At 69.0% G+C, this 18,628-nt stretch carries 16 protein-coding genes and 1 tRNA gene; 8 read left to right on the top strand and 9 right to left on the bottom strand.

The window, feature by feature from the left end; translation table 11 throughout:
• Nucleotides 1-88: 88 nt before the first annotated feature.
• Nucleotides 89-2,653, top strand: a complete 2,565-nt coding sequence (locus DB30_RS23905) for a hypothetical protein (protein ID WP_052552926.1) — start codon at nucleotides 89-91, stop codon at nucleotides 2,651-2,653.
• Between the two features lie 60 nt (nucleotides 2,654-2,713).
• Complete coding sequence (locus DB30_RS23900) at nucleotides 2,714-4,378, top strand: cation:proton antiporter (RefSeq protein ID WP_052552925.1); 1,665 nt, start codon at nucleotides 2,714-2,716, stop codon at nucleotides 4,376-4,378.
• A gap of 238 nt (nucleotides 4,379-4,616) precedes the next feature.
• Here the strand turns inward: DB30_RS23900 and DB30_RS23895 are convergent, their stop codons facing one another.
• The 3 genes from DB30_RS23895 to DB30_RS23885 all read right to left on the bottom strand — a co-directional run bounded on the left by DB30_RS23895 (nucleotide 4,617) and on the right by DB30_RS23885 (nucleotide 5,844).
• Nucleotides 4,617-5,090 (bottom strand): tetratricopeptide repeat protein, encoded by a 474-nt coding sequence (locus DB30_RS23895; RefSeq protein WP_146660353.1) that lies wholly within the window; start codon nucleotides 5,088-5,090, stop codon nucleotides 4,617-4,619.
• Between the two features lie 108 nt (nucleotides 5,091-5,198).
• Nucleotides 5,199-5,272: transfer RNA gene (locus DB30_RS23890), tRNA-Met, on the bottom strand.
• A gap of 221 nt (nucleotides 5,273-5,493) precedes the next feature.
• Entirely contained in the window at nucleotides 5,494-5,844 is a 351-nt protein-coding gene (locus DB30_RS23885) for a hypothetical protein (protein ID WP_146660351.1), read from the bottom strand.
• Between the two features lie 411 nt (nucleotides 5,845-6,255).
• On the opposite strand from DB30_RS23885, the gene DB30_RS23880 reads away from it, so the two are divergent.
• The 4 genes from DB30_RS23880 (at nucleotide 6,256) to DB30_RS23865 (ending at nucleotide 11,173) form a co-directional block, all read left to right on the top strand.
• Nucleotides 6,256-6,597, top strand: a complete 342-nt coding sequence (locus DB30_RS23880; RefSeq protein ID WP_146660349.1) for a hypothetical protein — start codon at nucleotides 6,256-6,258, stop codon at nucleotides 6,595-6,597.
• 42 nt (nucleotides 6,598-6,639) lie between these two features.
• A complete protein-coding gene (locus tag DB30_RS23875; RefSeq protein WP_052552920.1) occupies nucleotides 6,640-7,881 on the top strand; it encodes a sulfotransferase family protein in 1,242 nt (413 codons plus the stop codon).
• An 80-nt stretch (nucleotides 7,882-7,961) separates the two neighbouring features.
• Nucleotides 7,962-9,497: a GTP-binding protein gene (locus DB30_RS23870; RefSeq protein ID WP_052552918.1), complete on the top strand. Its 1,536-nt coding sequence runs from the start codon at nucleotides 7,962-7,964 to the stop codon at nucleotides 9,495-9,497.
• Nucleotides 9,497-11,173 carry a TIGR02996 domain-containing protein gene (locus tag DB30_RS23865; protein ID WP_052552917.1) on the top strand — a complete coding sequence of 559 codons (1,677 nt, stop codon included), beginning with the start codon at nucleotides 9,497-9,499 and terminating at the stop codon, nucleotides 11,171-11,173. Before DB30_RS23870 ends, DB30_RS23865 begins: the two co-directional genes overlap by 1 nt.
• Before the next feature lie 10 nt (nucleotides 11,174-11,183).
• On the opposite strand, the gene DB30_RS23860 is transcribed toward DB30_RS23865, so the two are convergent.
• From DB30_RS23860 to DB30_RS23840, 5 genes are all read right to left on the bottom strand, one after another.
• On the bottom strand, nucleotides 11,184-12,554 hold the full coding sequence (locus tag DB30_RS23860) for a hypothetical protein (protein WP_052552916.1): 1,371 nt from the start codon (nucleotides 12,552-12,554) through the stop codon (nucleotides 11,184-11,186).
• A 58-nt stretch (nucleotides 12,555-12,612) separates the two neighbouring features.
• Nucleotides 12,613-14,010: an MlaD family protein gene (locus tag DB30_RS23855; RefSeq protein WP_052552915.1), complete on the bottom strand. Its 1,398-nt coding sequence runs from the start codon at nucleotides 14,008-14,010 to the stop codon at nucleotides 12,613-12,615.
• 16 nt (nucleotides 14,011-14,026) lie between these two features.
• Complete coding sequence (locus DB30_RS23850; protein WP_146660336.1) at nucleotides 14,027-14,854, bottom strand: ABC transporter ATP-binding protein; 828 nt, start codon at nucleotides 14,852-14,854, stop codon at nucleotides 14,027-14,029.
• A gap of 71 nt (nucleotides 14,855-14,925) precedes the next feature.
• Complete coding sequence (locus DB30_RS23845) at nucleotides 14,926-15,813, bottom strand: ABC transporter permease (RefSeq protein WP_052552913.1); 888 nt, start codon at nucleotides 15,811-15,813, stop codon at nucleotides 14,926-14,928.
• Between the two features lie 48 nt (nucleotides 15,814-15,861).
• On the bottom strand, nucleotides 15,862-16,488 hold the full coding sequence (locus DB30_RS23840) for a hypothetical protein (protein WP_052552903.1): 627 nt from the start codon (nucleotides 16,486-16,488) through the stop codon (nucleotides 15,862-15,864).
• Nucleotides 16,489-16,637: 149 nt separating this feature from the next.
• Here DB30_RS23840 and DB30_RS23835 point away from each other — a divergent pair, with 149 nt between their 5' ends.
• On the top strand, nucleotides 16,638-17,141 hold the full coding sequence (locus tag DB30_RS23835) for a DUF6484 domain-containing protein (RefSeq protein ID WP_052552899.1): 504 nt from the start codon (nucleotides 16,638-16,640) through the stop codon (nucleotides 17,139-17,141).
• Here DB30_RS23835 and DB30_RS23830 read toward each other — a convergent pair.
• Complete coding sequence (locus DB30_RS23830; protein WP_052552898.1) at nucleotides 17,134-18,045, bottom strand: ComEC/Rec2 family competence protein; 912 nt, start codon at nucleotides 18,043-18,045, stop codon at nucleotides 17,134-17,136. The genes DB30_RS23835 and DB30_RS23830 overlap by 8 nt on opposite strands.
• Nucleotides 18,046-18,154: 109 nt before the next feature.
• Between DB30_RS23830 and DB30_RS23825 the strand changes: the two genes are divergently transcribed.
• A partial coding sequence (locus tag DB30_RS23825) for a hypothetical protein (protein WP_165703919.1) occupies nucleotides 18,155-18,628 on the top strand: 474 nt, incomplete at its 3' end.

The following is an 18,628-nucleotide window of genomic DNA, read 5'->3' as shown; positions in this document are numbered from 1 at the left end:
CCAGGCCGATCTAAAGCCGGTTTTCAGCGTACACCACAAACCCGGCGCGAGCGACTTGGAGGCTCGATCGGCAAGCGCTACGGTCGTGATGTTGCGCCTCTCCGTCAACATGGGTCGCGCGCTCCGGCACGTCGCGCTGATCACATGGGTGGGTGTCAGCGTTGGCTGCGATCCTGCACATCGGGGCGACTCGCCCAGCCATCCCACCACCAGCGGGGCCGAGGCGAGCGTGGGTCGCTGGCAGGGGCAGGTGGTCGAGCGACACGCCCAGTTCGTCCGCTACAGCTTCTCCGCGCCGGGTGAGCCGGCCATGGTCGTCGAGCTCGCGCGGCGCCGTCCGGAACACGACGCGACGTTTGGGACCGATGAGCTCGCGGTCCAGCCAGCCCCCGGCGCCCACGTGACGCCAGAGCTGCTGGAGGCGGTCACGGCTTGGTTGCGCACCGATGGTCCTGGGCCTGACGAGGTGTTTGCGGTTCAAGTGGCTTCCGACACCTCGACCGCGGGGGCGGCCTCTCGAGCGCCCCCACCAGCGCATTCGGGGGTCCGCTCGGTCGGTCTTGTCGTGCTCGTCGGGTGGTTGCTCGCGGCGGTTGGCTCGTGGCTGTCCGGGCTCGGCTCGGGCAAGACGCGTCGCTCGCTCGCGGACAACACTCGTGAACGGTTGGCCCCCCGACCCGCGACGTCGCGGGTCAGCGTGGGCGCCATGTTGGCGATCACGCTGGCCGTGATCGGGCTGCGGCTGGCGTTCGCGGCTCCCTCGCCCCTCGATGACGACGCCATGGGCGACATCGGCATGGGGATGGCCTGTGCGGCTGGCAACCCATGTCTGCACGGCGCGACCGCCTCGTTCGGCGGATTCGAGCACGGGACTGGGTTTCCACGGCTGCTGGGACTGCTGCTCTCGCTCGGCTCGAGCATCGGCGGGCTGCAGGTCGCGTTGATCGGCTTGGCCGCGCTCTCTGTCGCGCTGACCTTCGACGCAGGCCGTCGCTCGACACCCCACGACGGCCTGCTCACGGGGGCGCTGGCGGGCGTCGTGTTGGTGGCGCTGTCGCTGACCGAGCTGGCCAGCACCGGCGACATCCTGTGGAACCCGGCCGCGATGGCGCTCCCCGCTGCCCTCACCCAGGCTGCCCTCCTGCGGGGCGCCGCGACGGGGCGCTCGGGGTGGTTGTTGCTGGCGGGCCTGTTCGCGGGGATCGCCTTCGAGGCCCACGTCGCTGGCCTCGCGCTGTGGCCTGGGGTGGTGGTCGTGGCGGTGGCGACGGCGGGTGCGCCCGGATCCGAGCCCGGATCCGAGCCCGGATCCGAGCCCGGGGCAGGGTCTGGCTGGTCGACGCTGCGCGAGCTCGGTGTCCGCATGGTCTGGCTGCCCGCGATCGCAGGGGCGGTGGCGGTCACGATGGTGGTGTCCCCTGCCGCGGCGCAGGCGAACGGCCGGGCGCTCGTGGACCACGTCGGCTGGGCCGGGTGCGTGGCCGCGCTGGTTGCAAGCTTGGCGCTCGGCTCGGTGCTGCGTTGGGGGATCCGCCGACACGCGCACCGCGGGACCGGGAGCCACGCATGGATCCGAAGCGCGGTCGCGTTGGGCGTGCCGATCGCAGCGTTGATCGCGATGTTGGCCGCCGCGGCCGGCTTCGTGGGGGCGCTGCCGCTTCGCTACCTCGCGCCGGTGTTTCCTGCGGTCGCGCTGGCGCTCGGGTGGCTGGGATCGCTCGCGCTCGCTCGGATCACCCAGGTCCGGGTCCGACTCGCCGCGGCGGGGCTGGGCGCCGGCCTGGTCCTCATAGCCGCGCTGCCCGCCTATCTGGATCGAATGGCGGTCGATCGAGATCGCTGGACCTACGCCGATCTCGACGCGATGGCGAGCTTCCTCGGCGAGCGAGGCGTCGGCACCACAGAGCTGCACCACGCCGTCCGCGGGGGACTGTGTGGCTCCGCGAGCCACGGGGATCGCGGCCAGCGTCTCGCCGATCTCGTGGTCGGCGGCCTGCGAGCCTTCGGCGGACTCGACTCGCACCCTCGTCCGCCAACCGGCCCCGGCGTCCAGCCGGCGTACTTGGTCGCCAAGCTCCGCAACGCCGAGCTACCTCCGCTGCCCGAGGGCGCGAGCGCCCTCCCCTCGGGCGACGCCCACACGATCGTCATGGCCCCCTACCAGCCGATCTTCGACGTCGCCGGGATCCGGCACTGCGCCCGGTTCGAGCGGGGCGAGGATCGGTGTGTGCTCGCAACGCCGCGGCCGGTCAACCTCGCGGCTCGTCAATTGCTGCCCCAGCACGGCCACGTCGCGGGGCCCGGGGACGGCGGTGAGGCGCCGGTCTCGTACTACTATGAGCTGCCGCTGCGCTGGCCAGCCGAGGCCGACGCCGTCCGCAAGTCGACGCTGCGGCTCGATGCCCGCTCGAGCTCGGGGGCCTGGCGGTTCGTGAACATTCAGGGCACGGCTCGCCACGACGATCAGCCGTTCCCGGCGACTACACTCGACGTCACGCTCGCGCCTGGGGACGCCGCCGTGGTCAGCCTGGCCCGCGTGTCGGCTGAGGCCGGCCCGCCAAGCCCAGATGCGTGGTGGCCCGCGGTCGTCGAGATCCCCGACGATCCCCAGCTGCGAGCGATCTTCTTGCCACCGAGCCCCGGCGGCAGCTGAGCTCTGCCGGTTGGTAGCAGCGCTCGCCGCAAACCGGGGCTACCCTCGCGCCCGCAACCGATGATCCACCACGTCGAAGTTCAAGTGTTGGTGCTCTTGCTCGTGGCCGCGTTCGTGGGCATGGGCGCCCGGCGGTTTCGTCTGCCGTACACCTTGGCCCTGGTCGTGGCTGGGCTCGCGCTCGGCTTCTTGGATCTCGGGGTCCTGAGCGACGTCGAGCTCAACGCCGATCTGCTGCTGTTGTTGTTGCTGCCCGCCCTGTTGTTCGAGGCGGCGTTCCACATCGACTTCACGGAGTTTCGTCGCAACCTGGGGACGATCTTCATGCTGGCCGTCCCCGGCGTGCTCGTGGCTGGGGGCGTGACCGCGGTCCTGCTCTACTTCGGGCTCGGGTCCACGGGCTTGGTCGCCGACTTTGGCTGGCGCGAGGCCTTGCTGTTCGCCTCGGTCTTGGCCGCGACCGATCCGGTCTCGGTGCTCGCGCTGTTTCGTCAGCTCGGCGTGCCCAAGCGGCTGTACTTGATCGTCGAGGGCGAGTCGCTGCTCAACGACGGCGTCGCGGTCGTCGTGTTCGTGATCGTCACGACGGTCTACGGCGTCGGTGGGGCTCACGGCGCCGAGACCCCCGACTCGCTCACGGCCTACAGCCTGCAGACCTTCCTGCGCATGGGCGGCGGCGGGATCTTGATCGGCGTCGCCCTTGGCGGGGCGTTCTCGGTCCTCACGCGGCAAGTCGATGACCACCTGATCGAGACCACGCTGACCGCGGTGCTGGCCTACGGCTCGTTCTTGATCGCCGAGCAACTGCACTGCTCGGGCGTGCTCTCGACCGTGTTCGCGGGCATCGTGGCGGGCTCGTACGGCGCACGGGTTGGCATGAGCCACTCGACGCGCAACGCTGTCGTCGACTTCTGGGAGTTCGCGGCGTTCATCGCAAACTCGTTCATCTTCTTGCTCGTCGGGCTCGAGCTCGAGCCTGTCGAGCTGCTGCACGGCGGGGTTGCGATCGTCATCGCGTTCATCGCCACCGTGCTGGCCCGCGGCACCTACGTCTACGCCGCGATCCCCCTGGTCGGCCGCCTGACCACCACCCCGCTGCCGGCGTCATGGCGCCACGTGCTGGTCTGGGGCGGGCTGCGCGGCAGCCTGTCGATGGTCCTGATCCTGACCCTCCCAACCAGCTTCCCCGGTCGCGGGATGCTCGTGACCTTGGTGTTCGGCGTGGTCGGGCTCTCGCTGTTCGTCCAGGGCCTGAGCATGGCGCCGCTGCTGCGCAAGCTTGGCCTGCTCGTGGGTGAGAACCGCCACCACGAGTATGACCGCGCCCGCGCGACCCTGATCATGAGCCGCTACGCGCTCGATGAGCTCGCGGAGCTCGAGGGCCACGGGTTGATCGAGTCCGGCGTCGCCGCCCGCCTGCGTCGCCACTACGAGTCGCAGACCAGCAAGGCCGAAGCCCAGGCCCGCGAGCTCGTCAGCAACGTCGATCTCAGCGCGCAGACGGCCGAGGCGCTCGAACGCCTGATCGCGGCCGAGCGGGTTGGCTTGCGGGCGGCCCAGCACGCCGAGCTGCTCGACGACGTCACGGCCGAGGCGCTCTCGGTCGAGCTCGCCAAGCGCCTCGCGCTGCTCGACGAGCGGCCCGGCGGCACCGAGGCGGAGCTGGCCGAGATCCTTGGCCAGGCGCTCGGGCCGGACTCGGAACGCGCAAAACCAGTGGAGTAGCGGCTCGGGGTAGCATCGGGCATGAGCGATCTGGCGACGGCCCCACGCGCCCGCAGCTTCGAGCTCGAGCGGGTCCTCGATGACGCGGACCTCGCTGCGGTCCGCGGGGCCCTCGACGAACACCAGGCTTCGAGCTGATCTCTGGCCAGCAGGTCGCAATTACATGCGCAGCGGCGGTGTCTCGGGTCGTCCGGTCGATCTGCGCGATGGCTCTGAGCGCGAGCACGCCCGACGCCGATCAGCAGCCGCGCAGCGAGAGCGCCTGCGCGGCCGCGTCGCGCAACGAGTCGTCGCCTTGCTCGTGGACGACCCGATACGCGGCGCAGGCCTCCTCAACGCGACCGAGCAGATCGAGACAGAACGCAACGTTGAATTTCAGGTCGGGCAGCGGGACCTCGGCGTAGGCCTGTTCGTACAGCGACAAGGCCGTGGGGACGTCGCCCTGCTCGAACGAGCGGCGCGCCTCGTCGAACAGCTGCTTGGCGTGTCCGGTGCGGGCCGGGTCGGCGTCCTCGAGTGCCGACCCGGTCGAGGTCGTCGTGGGTGCGCCAGACGGACGGACGTCCGAGGTCGGCGCCGGGTCCTCGACGAACGCCTCCGGCTCCGGCTCGGGTTCAGACTTGGGCTCGCGTAGCTCATCGCGCGCCCCCGTCTGGGGGGCGCAACCAATCAGCATTGCCAGCAGCCCGGCGCTCACTCGCAGCATCGCCACCCCCCCACTATGCCCCAGCTGGGGCTGTCACTGGAGACTCGCGCGTCGATCGAGCTGCCACTGCAACGAGAAACGGCCGCCAGGTAGATCTGGCGGCCGCTTGGGGAGTGCCGGGGGGCGGACTTGAACCGCCGACCTGAGGGTTATGAATCCTCCGCTCTAACCAGCTGAGCTACCTCGGCGCGGGCCGGTGTACTTAAACGAGTTGTTTCGCGTCGTCAAGCCGCGGTCGCGCGCGGGTCACACGATCGCGCGGCGGCTCGGCAGAAGGTCCCGAATTGCAGCGCTGGGGCACACCGCGTCGGGCAACGCCGGCCGCGAGCCCCCGATCAGCCCGCTCGAGAGATCTCTGCGCTCACCCCAAACCCTCGCCTGGCGGGCCCACTCGGCGCGCGATCGGGGGCTACACGAACAGTCGAGTCCACCAGCGGGGCTGCGTGAATAGCGGGATCTGACCCGCTCCAAACTCGTACCGCTGCGCGGCGTCTTCGGGCTTGGGCGAGGGTGGCGCCCCCACGACCAAGCGGATCAAGCTGCGATTGACCCCATCCACGCGCCGCTGGGCACCGTCGAGATCTCGATCGGCCTCAGCGAGCGCAGATCGCAGCGCAGAGATGATCTCGAGCAGCGACCGGACCAGCTCGGGGCCCGATGGCTCCGCCCGCGTCTGGTGGGCGGGCGCGAACATCACGGCGCCCTGGGCGAAATCAAGCCGATCGAGCAGGCCCTGCTCACCATCGATCGGTATTCGCATGCGCGCGGCCTGAGAGGTGGGCACCCCCACTCGCCACAACATCATCGGCAGCCAGCGCTGGGTGAGCTCGTCGATCTGTTTGCGGAGAAGAGCGCGGTCAGGTGATGTCGCAGCAGCCATCGCCGCATTGACGTTGCAAGCAAAGTGCCGGCATTTGGATCGAGGAGGCCAGATTCCGGAGTGGGTATGCGGACAGTCAATTGGTCACAGGTACAGGGTGAATCCTATATTGAGGGGCTATTTCGTACCCTGCGGGCAATGGGGCATTGTTCCACAGCAAGTTTCGTAATTATTGCGGGTCGAATGTGATGCAGGCCATGTTACATATTATTCATGGGATGGACGACCCGAACTGACGTCAACGGGGACATTCACGTCCGGCTCAGCGGCTACCTCGATACCAAGGGTGGCGTGAATTCGGCCAACGAAGTGTTGCGATTATTCGCGGGGCAAACGTGTGACTTGGTGCTGGATGTGGCAGACATGACGGGCTACGACCGAGGCGCGCGTCAGGCTTGGCAAGGGCTGCTGTGGGACCACCGTGGGCTGATTCGTCGCATCGTGATGGTCGGCGCCGATGCTGGGGTCGAGACGACGGGGCGCGTGATTGCGCGACACCTCGGCGTGCCATTGTCGATGGTCCCGGGGGACAGAAGCGTCGACGCGGACGCTCCCGCGCTGCCCCTTCGCTCGAGCTCGTGTGCCCACACCAGCATCTCGGGGCAGGACCCGACACCGATGCACGACCGTTGAGCCGCGAGAGCACCCCCACGCGCAGCTGCGCTATGGTCGGTCATGGCTCGACCACCGCACGAGACCTCGCGGGACTACGCGAACCCCTATCGTCCCCTGGCGGTGCGTCTGTTCAACGCGCTGGGGCGGGTCAAGCCGTTCGACCTCGACGATCTCGTCGCGGCGGCGACCCGCAGCGCCGGGCACGAGCGCTTCGCTAGCGACGCGTTTCGGGAGCCGCTCGCGCGCTTGATCGAGTCGCTTCATTCCACGGCCAAGTTGTCGCCAATCGGGCGGTTCATGACCGCGCAACACATCGCCGGCGGCCTCGCCACCAACCTGCGCGCGGGCGAGCTGTTCACCCGCCACGGCGCCCTGCAAGACCTCGAGCTGGCCCGTCCGGTCATGGTCTGCGGTCTCGCTCGCAGCGGCACCACCTTGCTGCAGCGCATGCTGGCCCAGCTCCCAGGCGCCCGGGCGATCCCGGCCTGGGAGGCGTACGACCCGATCCCCGCGCGAGGCCAGGAGCCGGGCGGCGATCCGCTCGCGGATCCTCGCGTCAAGCGCCAACGGGCGGCCGATAAATTTTTGCGGTGGCTGAGCCCCGATCTGTTCGCGGTCCACCCCATGGATGCGCTCGCCCCCGAGGAGGAGGTGCTGATCCTCGCCAACCTGTTTCAAAGCGGCGTGCCCGAGTCGACCTACGACGTGAGCGACTACGCCGCCTGGCTCGAGCAGCAGGACCCCACGCCTGCCTACGCGTGGTTGGCGGACTGCATGCGGGTGCTGCAGTGGCAGCGCCCTGGCGATTTTTGGGTGCTCAAGTCGCCGCACCACCTCGAGTGGCTCGACGTCGTGTTCAATGTGTTTCCAGATGTCACGGTGATCCAAACCCACCGCGATCCCGTCCAGACGGTGCCCTCGTTCTGCAGCCTGGTCGCCCACGGCTGGGGGATCATGAGCGACGCGATCGATCCCCACGTGGTCGGTCGCCACTGGGATCGGAAGATCGATCGCATGCTGACGCGCGCGCTCGCCACCCGCGACGCCCGCGACGGCGCCGGGTTTGTCGACGTGGACTACCGCGATCTCCTCGGCGACCCGCTCGCGGTCATGGCCCGGGTGTGCGAGGCGGTCGGCCTGCCCTGGGACGACTCGATCCGCGCCAAGCTGCAGGTGTGGCTGGCCAACAATCGCCAGCACGAGCACGGCCTGCATCGCTACGCGGCGGAGGACTTCGGACTCAGCGCCGAGGGCCTGGCGTCGCGGTACGGCCGCTACCGCGAGCGCTTCGATCTGGCGTGACTCGTGAGGCTCGTGTGACCGGGGGCTTTCATGGGCCGGTGCCCCCTGCTGTTCAAACTCGGCTACGCTGACGGCCGGACATGGCTCAGTTCGACCCCGAGCGCAAGCGCATCGTCATCCGTGTGGTCTATGACGGCCCCGGCCACGCGGGCAAGACCACCAACTTGCGGCGCCTGAGCAAGAGCTTCGCGTCGTGGCGGCGCAGCGACTTGGTGTCACCGAACACGCTGGGTGAGCGCACGCAGTACTTCGACTGGCTCGAGGTCGACGGTGGGTTGCTGCGCAGCTACCCGATCCGCGCCCAGCTGCTCACGGTGCCAGGTCAGGTCGAGCTGACGCTGCGCCGGCAATTCGTGATCGAGGGCGCCGACGTGGTCGTGTTCGTGGCGGACTCGCAGCCGGAGTCGGTCGCCGAAGGGCGCAGCTTCTACGCCCAGCTCTGCGAGCAGCTCGCGGCGTTCCCCTACGGCGTGCCGATCGTGCTGCAGGCCAACAAGCAAGACCTGCCGGGGGCGCTGCGGCCTGCCAAGCTCGCCGCGCTGATCAGCGAGGGGCTGCGCGCGCCCGATCAAGTCAAGGGCAGCGTCGCTAGCAGCGATCGGGGCGTCAAGCAGACCCTGATGGTGGCCCTGCGCTTGGCGTCCGAGTCGGTGCGCGGTCGCTGGGGACGCGAGGATCCCAAGACCCAAGTTGGCGAGCTGGGCGACGCGGACACAACCCTCGCCGCGCTCGAGTACAGTGAGGCGCAGCGGGCCAGCGGCCGCCAGACGCCGCCGCCAACCCTGCCCTCTCCCGACCTTCCTGCCGCGCAGCTGTGGCCTGCGGTCAGCGGGCGGTCCCTGCTCGCGCGCCTGCACGGGCGACCGCTGCGGCCGTTGACCTCGGCGGCCCACCCCGAGCGAGTCACCCTCGAGGTTGACGACTGGCGGCTCACGACCTCGAGCGAGCGGCTGTTCCCGGATCTGGCCACGGCCACCCGCGCGCTGGATCAGCTGTGCAGTCGCAAGCTCGCGCTTGGCTCGTGGCTGCCCGAGCCGTGCGCGGTGGCGGTGGTCGCGGATCCCGAGGGCCAGGGCGCGTGGCTGTGGACGATCGATCAGGTGCTGCCCAGCCTCGCGACCCAGCTCGAGCATGCCGATCCCGAACAGCGGCGCGACGCGCTGGACCGCTTCGCCGAGATCGCGCTTGGGGCCGTGGCGCTGGCCGAGCGTCATGGCTTGGTCGTGGACCTCGATCCCGACAGCTTCGCGGTCCAGACCAGCGTCGCGGAGCCCGGCTCGGCGGAGCCCTCCGGCGCCAGTCGAGCGGGCCGCCGCTGGACGCGTTACGTTGGCCACGCGCTCGAGCCCGGCGGCTCGATCGACATCGCGGGCCCGGTGTTGGAGCTGGCCCGGCGGTTCGCAACCGACGAGATCGCGCTGGCGGACTACACCGAGATCCTGTGCTTGGGGCTGTACCACTTGCCCGCCGACCCAGAGCTTCGCGCCGCGCTGCGGCGCTCGTTCGCCGACCTCGCCCTCGATCAGGCCCAAGACATCGGGCCGCGTCGAGTCCGCGACGCCGCGCTCACGCTGCTCGGTCGTCCCGCGATCGGCTACGCGCCCGGACTTCGCTGATGTCTGCAGAGCAACGACGCGCGCTGGTGCGCAGCTTGGCGTCCGCGGCCACCGCGATGACTCGCGCCGAGCCGCGCGAGATGGCCGAGCAGCTGCGCCGCGCGTGGCGAGACAGCAAAGACCCCAGCTTGGCGGGCATCTATGAGCTGCTGCTGAGCGCGACGCCGAGCGAGGCGCTGGAAGGCGATGACCCCAGCGAGCGCGCGCGCGCGTGGCGTGAGCGAGCGATGCGGGCCCGCGGTGAGCCGCTCGAGCTCCCGGTCCTGCTGGCCGAGCCCTCGCACCCAGACTTGCCGGAGATCGAGCGTCTGCAGCTGCTGGGCCGCTGGACCCCCGATCCGCTGCTCGCCGGGGCCATGGTCGAGCGCCTGCGCCTGGCCCTCGTGACGCGCGAGCGCGTGGGTGCAGCGCAGATCATCGCGGACACGATCCGGTTGCTGGCGGCGCAGCGTGATCCTCGACAGCTCGACACCCTCGAGCTGCTCGCCCGCGATGCCCGCCTGAGCTCCGACCTGACGCGGCAGTTGCAAGCTGTGATCGCCGGCCTCCGCTCGGTCTCGCTGACGCCGCTCGACGCCAGCGCGCGCGCGGCCCTGGCTCCGCTCGAGCAGCGCGCGCGAGCGCTGCGGAGCGAGCAGGCGGTCCGGGCTGCGCTGCTAGAAGCCGTCCACGCCGATCCCGACGCCGACGAGCCACGCCTCGTCTACGCTGACTGGCTGACCAGCCATGGCGACCCGCGCGGCGAGTTCATCACGCTGCAGCTCGAGCGCAGCGGCCGGCCGATGGCGGCCCCGTCTGCGCGCGAGCGGGCGCTGTTGCGTCGCCACGAAGCCGAGTGGACGGGCGTCTTGCACAGTGTGCTCAGCCCCGAGGGCCGGGTGTTCGAGCGCGGCTTCATCGCCGCCGGATCGATCGAAGCCTCGAGGCTCGACCGTGATCTGATCCGAGCCGGGAGCTGGGCCACGCTGCGCGGCCTCGACGGGCACGTGCCGATCCAGCTGGTCTTCAGCGGCCGTCTGGATCGCCTGCGCACGCTGTACGGCTTCTTGTCGTTCGAGCGCTTCGTGCAGATACGCGCGAGCGGTCGGCTCGAGGCTGTCGAGGACTATGAGTGCTCGCTCGCCGACTACAACGTGCGCTTCGACACCCCCCTCGGTCTGCGCTCGCTGCTGGTCCGGCAGGCCCTCGACGAGCGGCTGCGCGCGTTGCTGGGCTCACCCGCCTGCGCCGGCCTCGAGCAGCTGGGCGTCTACTATGAGCCAGAGCGGATCGGATCCGCGTCGCGTCGGTGGACGGGTGATCACCGCGAGCGTGCTTCCCTGCGCGCCCGCTACCAGCTGTTGTCAGTCGAGCTCCCGCCCCACATACAGCGCCTGCGGATGCTCGACGCCGAGACCAGCCGGGCCTCGCGCCCGCTCGGCTGCGAGCTGAACTTCGAGCGCGACGCAGACGGCCGGCTCAGCCGCGTGCGCCTCGATCTGCACCCCAAGCCCAGCGAGGCGCACCTCAGCGACCACGCACGAGCGCGCGAGGTCGTTGGCATGCTCGAGCCGCTGCTTGGGCAGCTGACCCGCGTCACCCTGGGAGATGTCGGCGACTACGATCGGGACGCACTCGCCGAGCAACTGCGCGCGTGGACCCACGACCGCCCTGACCTCGAGCTGGTCCTGGGCTGACCCCGACAGCTCAGTCGTCCTGGCCGGCGTCGCGGCCGTCTACGGCCGCCTCGGCCGTCTCGGCCGTCTCGTCGGCGGTCACCCAGCGGACCAGCCCCTTGACCACGTTGACCCGGCGCAGCGCCGCGGGATCCTTGAGGTGGTACAGGGGCTTGGGATCCGCGATCAGGCGGCCGAGCGAGCCCTCGCGTTGGTCGACCGCCTTCATGACCTCGCCGAGCGCCCCGTCGAGGTCCGCGAGCAGCTCGAGTCCGGCGCCGATCACCTCTTGCGTACCATCGCCGAGCCCGGCGGCCTCGGCCTGGAGCCCGTGCTCTTCGTTGATCAGGACGGCGACCAAGCTGGTGTTGTTGGGATCCTCGATCGCCGCCATCAACGCCTCGACCTTGCCGGCGGCCCGCTCGACCTGGGCGATGCTGCGCTTGGACTGGCGCTGCAGCGCGTCGACGTCCGCCTCGGCCGAGCGCGCGGCGTTTCGGGTGTCGCGGAGCGTGCGGCTGATCTCGCTGCGGGTGCCGGGGTCATGCAGGACCGCGCCGACCAAGCCCTCTGCCTGGGCCACCTGGCGCTGAATCTCTGTGATGTTCTCGCGCAGCGCCTTGATGTGGGCTTTGGTCGCCTCGTCGCTCAGCGAGTCGGTGAGCGCCGAGACCCCGAGCAGCCCGCGATCGATGTCGTCGGTGATCTTGTCGATCTGATCTTTGAGCCCAAGCACCTCGTCGATCAGCGATGGGACCGTCTGCAGCCGGTAGCCATCGCTGATCGGCTCGTCGTTGACGCCCACGGAGATGTTCACGCACGGGCTGGCGAGGATCCCGTTGAGCGCCAGGCCAGCGCGGCTGTCGGTCTTGATGTACTGCATCGCGGACCGCTCGATCTCCATGTTCACGCGGATCCGTTGGCTCTCGGCGTCGAACTTGACGCACCAGCCAGCCTGGCCCCACCAACGCACGTCCCGGTAGCGCTGCCGAAATGGCTGGGTCACGCACACGTGATCGGGATCGCAGCTGCTTGGTCCATCGCAGCCTTGATAGTCGCTGGTGTGCCCGCTGTACTCTTCGAGGGTGGCGCAGACCCCCTGGCTCGGGTTGGACCCGTCTGGCGCGCAGAACATCCACGGCTCGCAACTGTTGGTCCGGCCCTGGTAGGGGTGGCCAAAATCCTCGGTCTGGGGATCGCAGGGGTAGCGCTGCGCGATGAACTCGATCTCGGTGACCTTGCCGATCTGCTTGCCAGCCAGCTGGACCTCGGAGCCCGCGCCGATGCTCCCCGCGGCCCGGAAGTCGGCGACGATCTGGGCCTTGGGCACCAGCATGCCCTCGCTCAGCCCCACGACGATGAACGACACCACGCTCAAGCTGCCCAGCGCCAGGCTGAACATGGCCACGGCCGTATGGACGCGTCGTTGTTCTTGCCGGGTGGGCATGCGGGTCGCGCGATCAGTCGTTGGCGGCGGTCGGCCGCGCCGAGTCTTTGGCCTCGTCTTGCTCGATCACGAACCGCACCAGCTTCTTGACCACGTTGACCCGCTCGATGTTGCCAAGCAGCTTGACCAAGTCGTCGTAGGCCTTCGGGTCCTTGAGCAGCTTGCCGATCGTGCCCTCGCCCGCGGTCACCGAGTGGCGAACTTCGGCGACGACGACCTGGAGATCGCGGATCGCCTCGTGGGCAGAGTCGACCGCCCCTGCGGCGCTCTTGATCGCGTCGGCGGCGTCCTGACCGAGCTGTGGGTCATGCAGCGCCCGCCCGATCACCGACTGGTTCGCGGGGTTCTCGAGGTCTTCGAGGATGTCGCTGACGCTGCCAGCCGCCCGCGAGACGTTGCGCAGCGCAGGGCCGGCTTGGCTGTTGACGGTTGACAGGGTCTCGTCGAGCTGGCCGGCCGAGTGGCGCACGGACTTGAGCGTGCGGCCAAACTCGTCCTTGTACTCGGGCTCGTTGAACAGCGCGCCGATCAGACCCTCGCCATCTTTGATCTGGCGGGTGATCTCGTTGGCGTTGGCCAGGATGCCCTGCAGATCGCGCTTGGTATTCTCGTTGTTGAGCGACGAGAACAAGCCCGAGATGCCCGACAAGCTTGTGTCGACCTTGTCGATGATCCCACCGATCTGATCTTTGAAGATGTTGAGGTCTTCCATCAGCGACGGGCTGGACTGGATGCGCCCGTCGGCCTCGATGCGCAGCTCGCTGCCGCCCACGGAGATGTTGATCAGCTGGTCCCCAAGCACGCCGTTGGAGGCGATCGTGGCCCGGCTGTCGGCGCGGATGTACTGCAGCTTGTCGGCGTCGATCCGCATGCTGACCTCGACCCGGCGGTGCTCGGTCGTGAACGGTACGCACACGCCCTCGGCCCCGGCCCACCGCACCCGCTTGTAGCGCTGGCGGAACTGCCGGGTCAGGCAGACCTCGGCCTCGGCGCAGGAGCTGTCGTCAGCGCAGCCCGCATAGGCCCGCGGATCACCGTTGAAGTCTTGCAGCTCCGCGCACAGCCCTTCGCCACCCGGCACGACCGCACAGAACAGCGTGGGCTCGCAGTCGTCGCTGCGGGTCTCGTGGAACCGGCCGAGGTCCTCGCTGACCGGGTTGCAGGCGTAGGTTGGCGAGATGAAGCTGACCTCTTCGACGACGCCGATCTCTTTGCCAGCGAGCTGGACCTTTGACGCCTTGGTGAGCCCCGAGACCGTGCGGAAGTGCGCGCGCAGCCCGGTCTTCTCGCTGAGCACGCCCTCGCTGATCGCAATCAGAAACAGCGAACCGATCAGCAGCGTGCCAAACCCAACCACAAACAGACCCACCAAGAAATTGGTGCGCTGCTCGTCGCGGCGTTTGCCCGCCACTAGTGACGCGCTCCGGTCACGAGGTTCGCCCTTCGATGAAGTCCCGGACGATCGGATCGTCGATCGCGCGGAAGGTTGGCACGTCGTCGACGAACGGGAACTGCTTGTTGTGGAGCAGCGCCACTCGATCGGACACGTACCAAGCCGTTGTCATGTCGTGGGTCACGACGATGCTGGTCACGCCGAGTTCGCGCTGGAGCTTGCGGATCATGCGGGCGATGCGATTGCAGTTGCTGGGGTCGAGCCCGGTGGTTGGCTCGTCGTAGAGGATAACCTCGGGCCGCACGGCAATCGAGCGGGCCAGCGCGACCCGCTTGCGCTGTCCCACGGACAGGACGGCCGGCATTTGTTCCATGATCTCGGGGTACTCGTCGGGTCCAAGCCCGACGAGGGTCAAGCTCTCGGCGGCGCGCTGGTTGATCTCGGCGTCGCCCATGTCGGTGTGCTCGCGCAGGGCGTAGCCGACGTTGCGGGCGATCGTCATCGAGTCGAACAGCGCCCCGCCCTGGAACACCATCGAGACCCGCATGCGGAGCTCTCGCAGCTGCTCGGCGTTCATGCGGCCGACGTCCTCGCCGTAGTAGCAGACCTGGCCGCCCTCGGCGTGGAGCAGGCCGATCATCAGCTTGAGGCACACGCTCTTGCCCTGGCCGCTGCCGCCGATGATCGTCAGCGTCTCGCCAAGCCGCACTTTCAGGTTCATCCCGCGGTAGATGACGTTGGGGCCGAACGCCTTGTCGACTGCGTTGAACTCGATGACCGGCTCGCCGCGGGCGCAGGTTCGGCCGTGATACTGGCCGATCGTGGTGCCGATCGCGCGACGCACCCCCGAGCTGTTGGACATCGCCGACACGCCTGCCAAGACGCCAGATTGTGTGCTGGCTGGACCCGCGACTGGGCTGGGTTTGGCGTCGTTCATCCGATCGGCATGAAGAAGGTCGTGAGCGCGAAGTCGGCGAGCAGGACCATGACCGAGACCGCGATGACGGTCTCGGTGGTGGCGAGCCCGACCGCCTCGGTCCCGAACTTGGTCGTGAAGCCCTGGTAGCAGCCCACGATCCCGGCCAGACCGCCGAACACCAGGGCCTTGGTCTCGCTCATGATGTAGTGCAGCGGCTCGAGCTCGTCGATGTAGGTGTGGTAAAAGTAGCCCGCTGGCACGTCGAACACGGTGTCCGAGATCAGCATGCCGCCGAGCATCGCGACCACGTTGCCCCACGCAACCAGCAGCGGCATGGCGATGCTCGCCGCGACCAGCCGCGGCCACACCAGCTTCTTGATGGGATCGGCGCCCAGCGCCGAGATCGCGTCAATTTGCTCGGTGACCTTCATGGACCCGAGCTCGGCCGTCATGCCGGTCGCCATCTTGGTGCCGACCGTGACCGCGAGCAGGGTTGGGACCAGCTCGCGGACCAACGCCAGCGACGTCACGTAGCCAAGCGAGTTCTTGGCCCCGAAGTCCGCGAGGGCCTCACCAAACTGCCACGCGAGGATCATGCCGACGAACAACGACATCATGGTCGTGACCGGGATCGAGCGGATCCCCAGCTGCACGATCTGGTACGAGATGTCGAACAGCCCGAACGGGCGCCTGGGTCCGCGGATCGCCGCCTGGCCAAACATCACGGCCAAGCCACCGCACCACTTGATGCCGGCGTTGATCGTGGTGCCAACGTTGATCACCCACTCGCGCAGCGCCGATGGCTCGTCGGACTTGGGTTCAGCCCCAGCACCGGAACCGGTTGGGTCGCCAGTTGGGTCGCCAGTCGGGTCGCCAGTTGGGTCGCCAGTTGGCTGGGTCACGGAAGCTCCGTGGATGCGTGGTCGTGAGCAGACATGAAACGCGCTGGCCTAGTCGCGGATCGGGAACCCGAATCCGTCGATGACCTTCTGAAATTCGCCGGTGTGTTGCTCGAACGCCTTGGGCACCGCGATGTAGGTGAGATCGAACAGGCAGCCGTCCTTCTTGAGGACGACGTACTCGAGCATCACCCCGGCGCCATCGAGGTTGGCGCTGACCGTCGTTCGCAACGCCTCTCGATCGGCGATCGTCGTGTAGTACTGCTGCTTGCGCATGCGCGGTCGGCCCTCGGCGTCGAGCTCTCCGGTTGGCTCTTCCATGATCTTCCACTCGGAGTAGTCGATCCGCTGGTGATCGGTGAAGTCCTCGAGGTCGCTGTCGCCGTGATCCTCGCACTCGCCGTGGACTTGGATGATCGCCGGGTCGGTGCTGTGCTGCCAGACCGCCTGCAAGCCGTCGCCTGCGAGCGGCTCCCAGCCTGCACCTGGCAGCCCCACGCGATAGCTCGGGAGCTTGTGTCGCCCCTTCCACACTGGCTGGTAGGGCGGCACGTAGATCTCACCGCGAACGCCACGGCTGCAGCCGAAGCCCCCCATAGCGAGCAGCAACACCAACACGATCAGCGACGAGGGCCTCCGATGAAGGCACGCGGCCAGCGGTGGGGTCAGGGCCGTCACTGCGCGCGCAGTTTAGCTCGTTTGGACCTGCACAGACACCGTGGACTCAAACCCGCGTATGATGGGGGATGCCTGACGGACCCGCGCCTCGTCTCGACGTCCCTGTTGCTGGTGCTCCGACCCAGTCCCACGCTTGCCTGGGCCGGATCGTGAGCGTCGACGCGGACGGGCGGCCGCGGGTCTCGTTCGCGGGGCTTCAGGGACCGCCGCCCGTCGCACGCTTGATCGGTGTGGTACCCGCGCAGTTGGTCGAGGACGCGCTGCTCGATGGCCGGCCGGTCTTGTTGGGGTTCTTGGAGGGGCGTGCGGATACGCCGGTCATCATGAGCTTGGCCTCCATGGCGGATCTCTCCGCCGATCTCTCGGCCGATCTCTCGTCGACCCAGCCGCCGCACCCGGTGACACCCGAGCCGGGCCCGGCTGACGAGAGCGAGATCGCTAGCGAGCTCGAGAGTGAGAGCGAGGTCGAGATTGAGGTCGATGGGCGCCCGGGCGCGCACGTGATCGAGGCCCGCGAACAGCTCGTGCTTCGCTGTGGTGCCGCCGCGATCACCCTCAGCGCCGACGGGACCGTTCGGATCACCGGGCGGGACATCACGAGCTGGGCGCGGCGACGTCAGCGGATCCGCGGCGGCTCCGTAGCGATCAACTGAGCACCCACCCACCCGAGATGCCGAGCCAGCTGCGGAGCTCGGCGTCGATCCACAGGTCGCCACCGACGAGGTGGTGTTGGGCGCCGAGCGAGTCGACCAGGGCCGGGCAGCTTCCGCGTGGATCCACACCGGCGCCGTCGAGAATCCACGCTTGGCGCCCGTGGAGCAGGGCCAGCGCGAGCGGCGAGGGATGGCAGTGATCGTTGTCGTGGCCCGCCGAGATGACCGTCAGCTCCGGGTTGGCCAGGGTGATCGCCAGCTCCGAGCTGGCGTTGGCGGCCCCGTGATGGCTGAGCCACAGCACGTCGACGACCCCGCACGCCGCGGCCGCGAGCTCGACCCGGGGCGCCGACAGATCACCGGGCAGCAGCGCCCGGACCCCGCCAACCTCGACGCACAGGGCCAAGCCGCGATCATTTTCGGGGGCGGCGGCCGGGAGCGGATCGAGATCGAGCACCTCTATGCGCAGGCCGGGGACGGCGTAGACCGAGCCGGGCGCCGGCGCTTCTCGAGCGGTGCCGGCGAGGGCCAGGTACAGGGCGAACGCCTCGCTGTCGGGGAGCGGGCCGGCCAAGCCACGGTCCCACAAGCGCGCGACGGTGGGGTCGTCGGGCGAAGGCCGCCGACGATCGAGGCCGGTCATGGCGAGCGAGAAGCCGCCGATGTGATCGGCGTCGAAGTGGGTGTGGATCCACAGATCCACCTCGTTGGTGCCGTGTTCCGCGAGGGCGTGCAGCAGCGCGTCGGACCCGGCCGCCGGACCCGAGTCGACGAGCACCCGCTCGCCGGCCTCGCCCTGGAGCAGCAGCGCGGCCCCTTGGCCGACGTCGATGAAGTGAAGCCCCGGTCCGGCGTCGGGAACCGCCAGGCCAAGCAGCGAATGGAAGATCGTGGTCGTGAACATGCTGGGTTCTCGGCCCCGGTTGCCCTGGCTTGCGTGCAGCCGCAGATATTTTTCGAGAGCGGCGACAAAAAGCCTGCAACTCGGTCGCCGCCGGTCCGACACCTGGTGCGTGAGCGCATCAACCATCTTGTCCCTGGCCCTGCTGCTTGGTCCCCCGCTCGAGTCATCCAATGGACCACCCGGGGTCGTGGATCTCGACAGCGGCGCGTGGGCGGTCGTCCACGCCGGGCAGCTATGGGTGTGCTGGACCCAAGCGCCCAACTGCTGGCGCCGGGTCGAGCTCGCGGCCCCAGCGGGTGATCGCGTCCACGACCTCGAAGCGGTGCAGACCGAGCTTGGCGAGGACTTCATCGACGACGTCGGGACCGAGCCGCTCGACGGCAGCCCCGATCGTTGGCGCCTGGGGTTCTGGGGGCCCCGCACCCTGTGGATCGAGCTGGATGAGCAGCGCTGGCGGGTCGACCTGGGTCAGCAACGCGCCCGCGCGAGCTTGGACCCCGCGCCGCTGCGGCTCGAGCGGCCCGCTGTGTACGCGTGCGGCCCGGCGGGGCGCGAGCCGGCGAGCGTCGGAGATCGGAAGAGC

The sequence above is a fragment of the Enhygromyxa salina genome, assembly GCF_000737335.2.
In the GTDB taxonomy this organism is placed as follows: domain Bacteria; phylum Myxococcota_A; class Polyangia; order Nannocystales; family Nannocystaceae; genus Plesiocystis; species Plesiocystis salina_C.
The sequence above is the reverse complement of the archived record's forward strand: the minus strand, read 5'-3'. Positions and strand labels throughout refer to the sequence as shown.

What these genes read in the sequence shown, in the direction of transcription:
- DB30_RS23905 (WP_052552926.1), top strand. Translation starts at nt 89, where the DNA reads ATGTTGCGCCTCTCCGTCAACATGGGTCGCGCGCTCCGGCACGTCGCG.
- DB30_RS23900 (WP_052552925.1), top strand. Translation starts at nt 2,714, where the DNA reads ATGATCCACCACGTCGAAGTTCAAGTGTTGGTGCTCTTGCTCGTGGCC.
- DB30_RS23885 (WP_146660351.1), bottom strand. Translation starts at nt 5,844, where the DNA reads ATGCGAATACCGATCGATGGTGAGCAGGGCCTGCTCGATCGGCTTGAT.
- DB30_RS23875 (WP_052552920.1), top strand. Translation starts at nt 6,640, where the DNA reads ATGGCTCGACCACCGCACGAGACCTCGCGGGACTACGCGAACCCCTAT.
- DB30_RS23870 (WP_052552918.1), top strand. Translation starts at nt 7,962, where the DNA reads ATGGCTCAGTTCGACCCCGAGCGCAAGCGCATCGTCATCCGTGTGGTC.
- DB30_RS23865 (WP_052552917.1), top strand. Translation starts at nt 9,497, where the DNA reads ATGTCTGCAGAGCAACGACGCGCGCTGGTGCGCAGCTTGGCGTCCGCG.
- DB30_RS23860 (WP_052552916.1), bottom strand. Translation starts at nt 12,554, where the DNA reads ATGTTCAGCCTGGCGCTGGGCAGCTTGAGCGTGGTGTCGTTCATCGTC.
- DB30_RS23850 (WP_146660336.1), bottom strand. Translation starts at nt 14,854, where the DNA reads ATGTCCAACAGCTCGGGGGTGCGTCGCGCGATCGGCACCACGATCGGC.
- DB30_RS23830 (WP_052552898.1), bottom strand. Translation starts at nt 18,045, where the DNA reads ATGTTCACGACCACGATCTTCCATTCGCTGCTTGGCCTGGCGGTTCCC.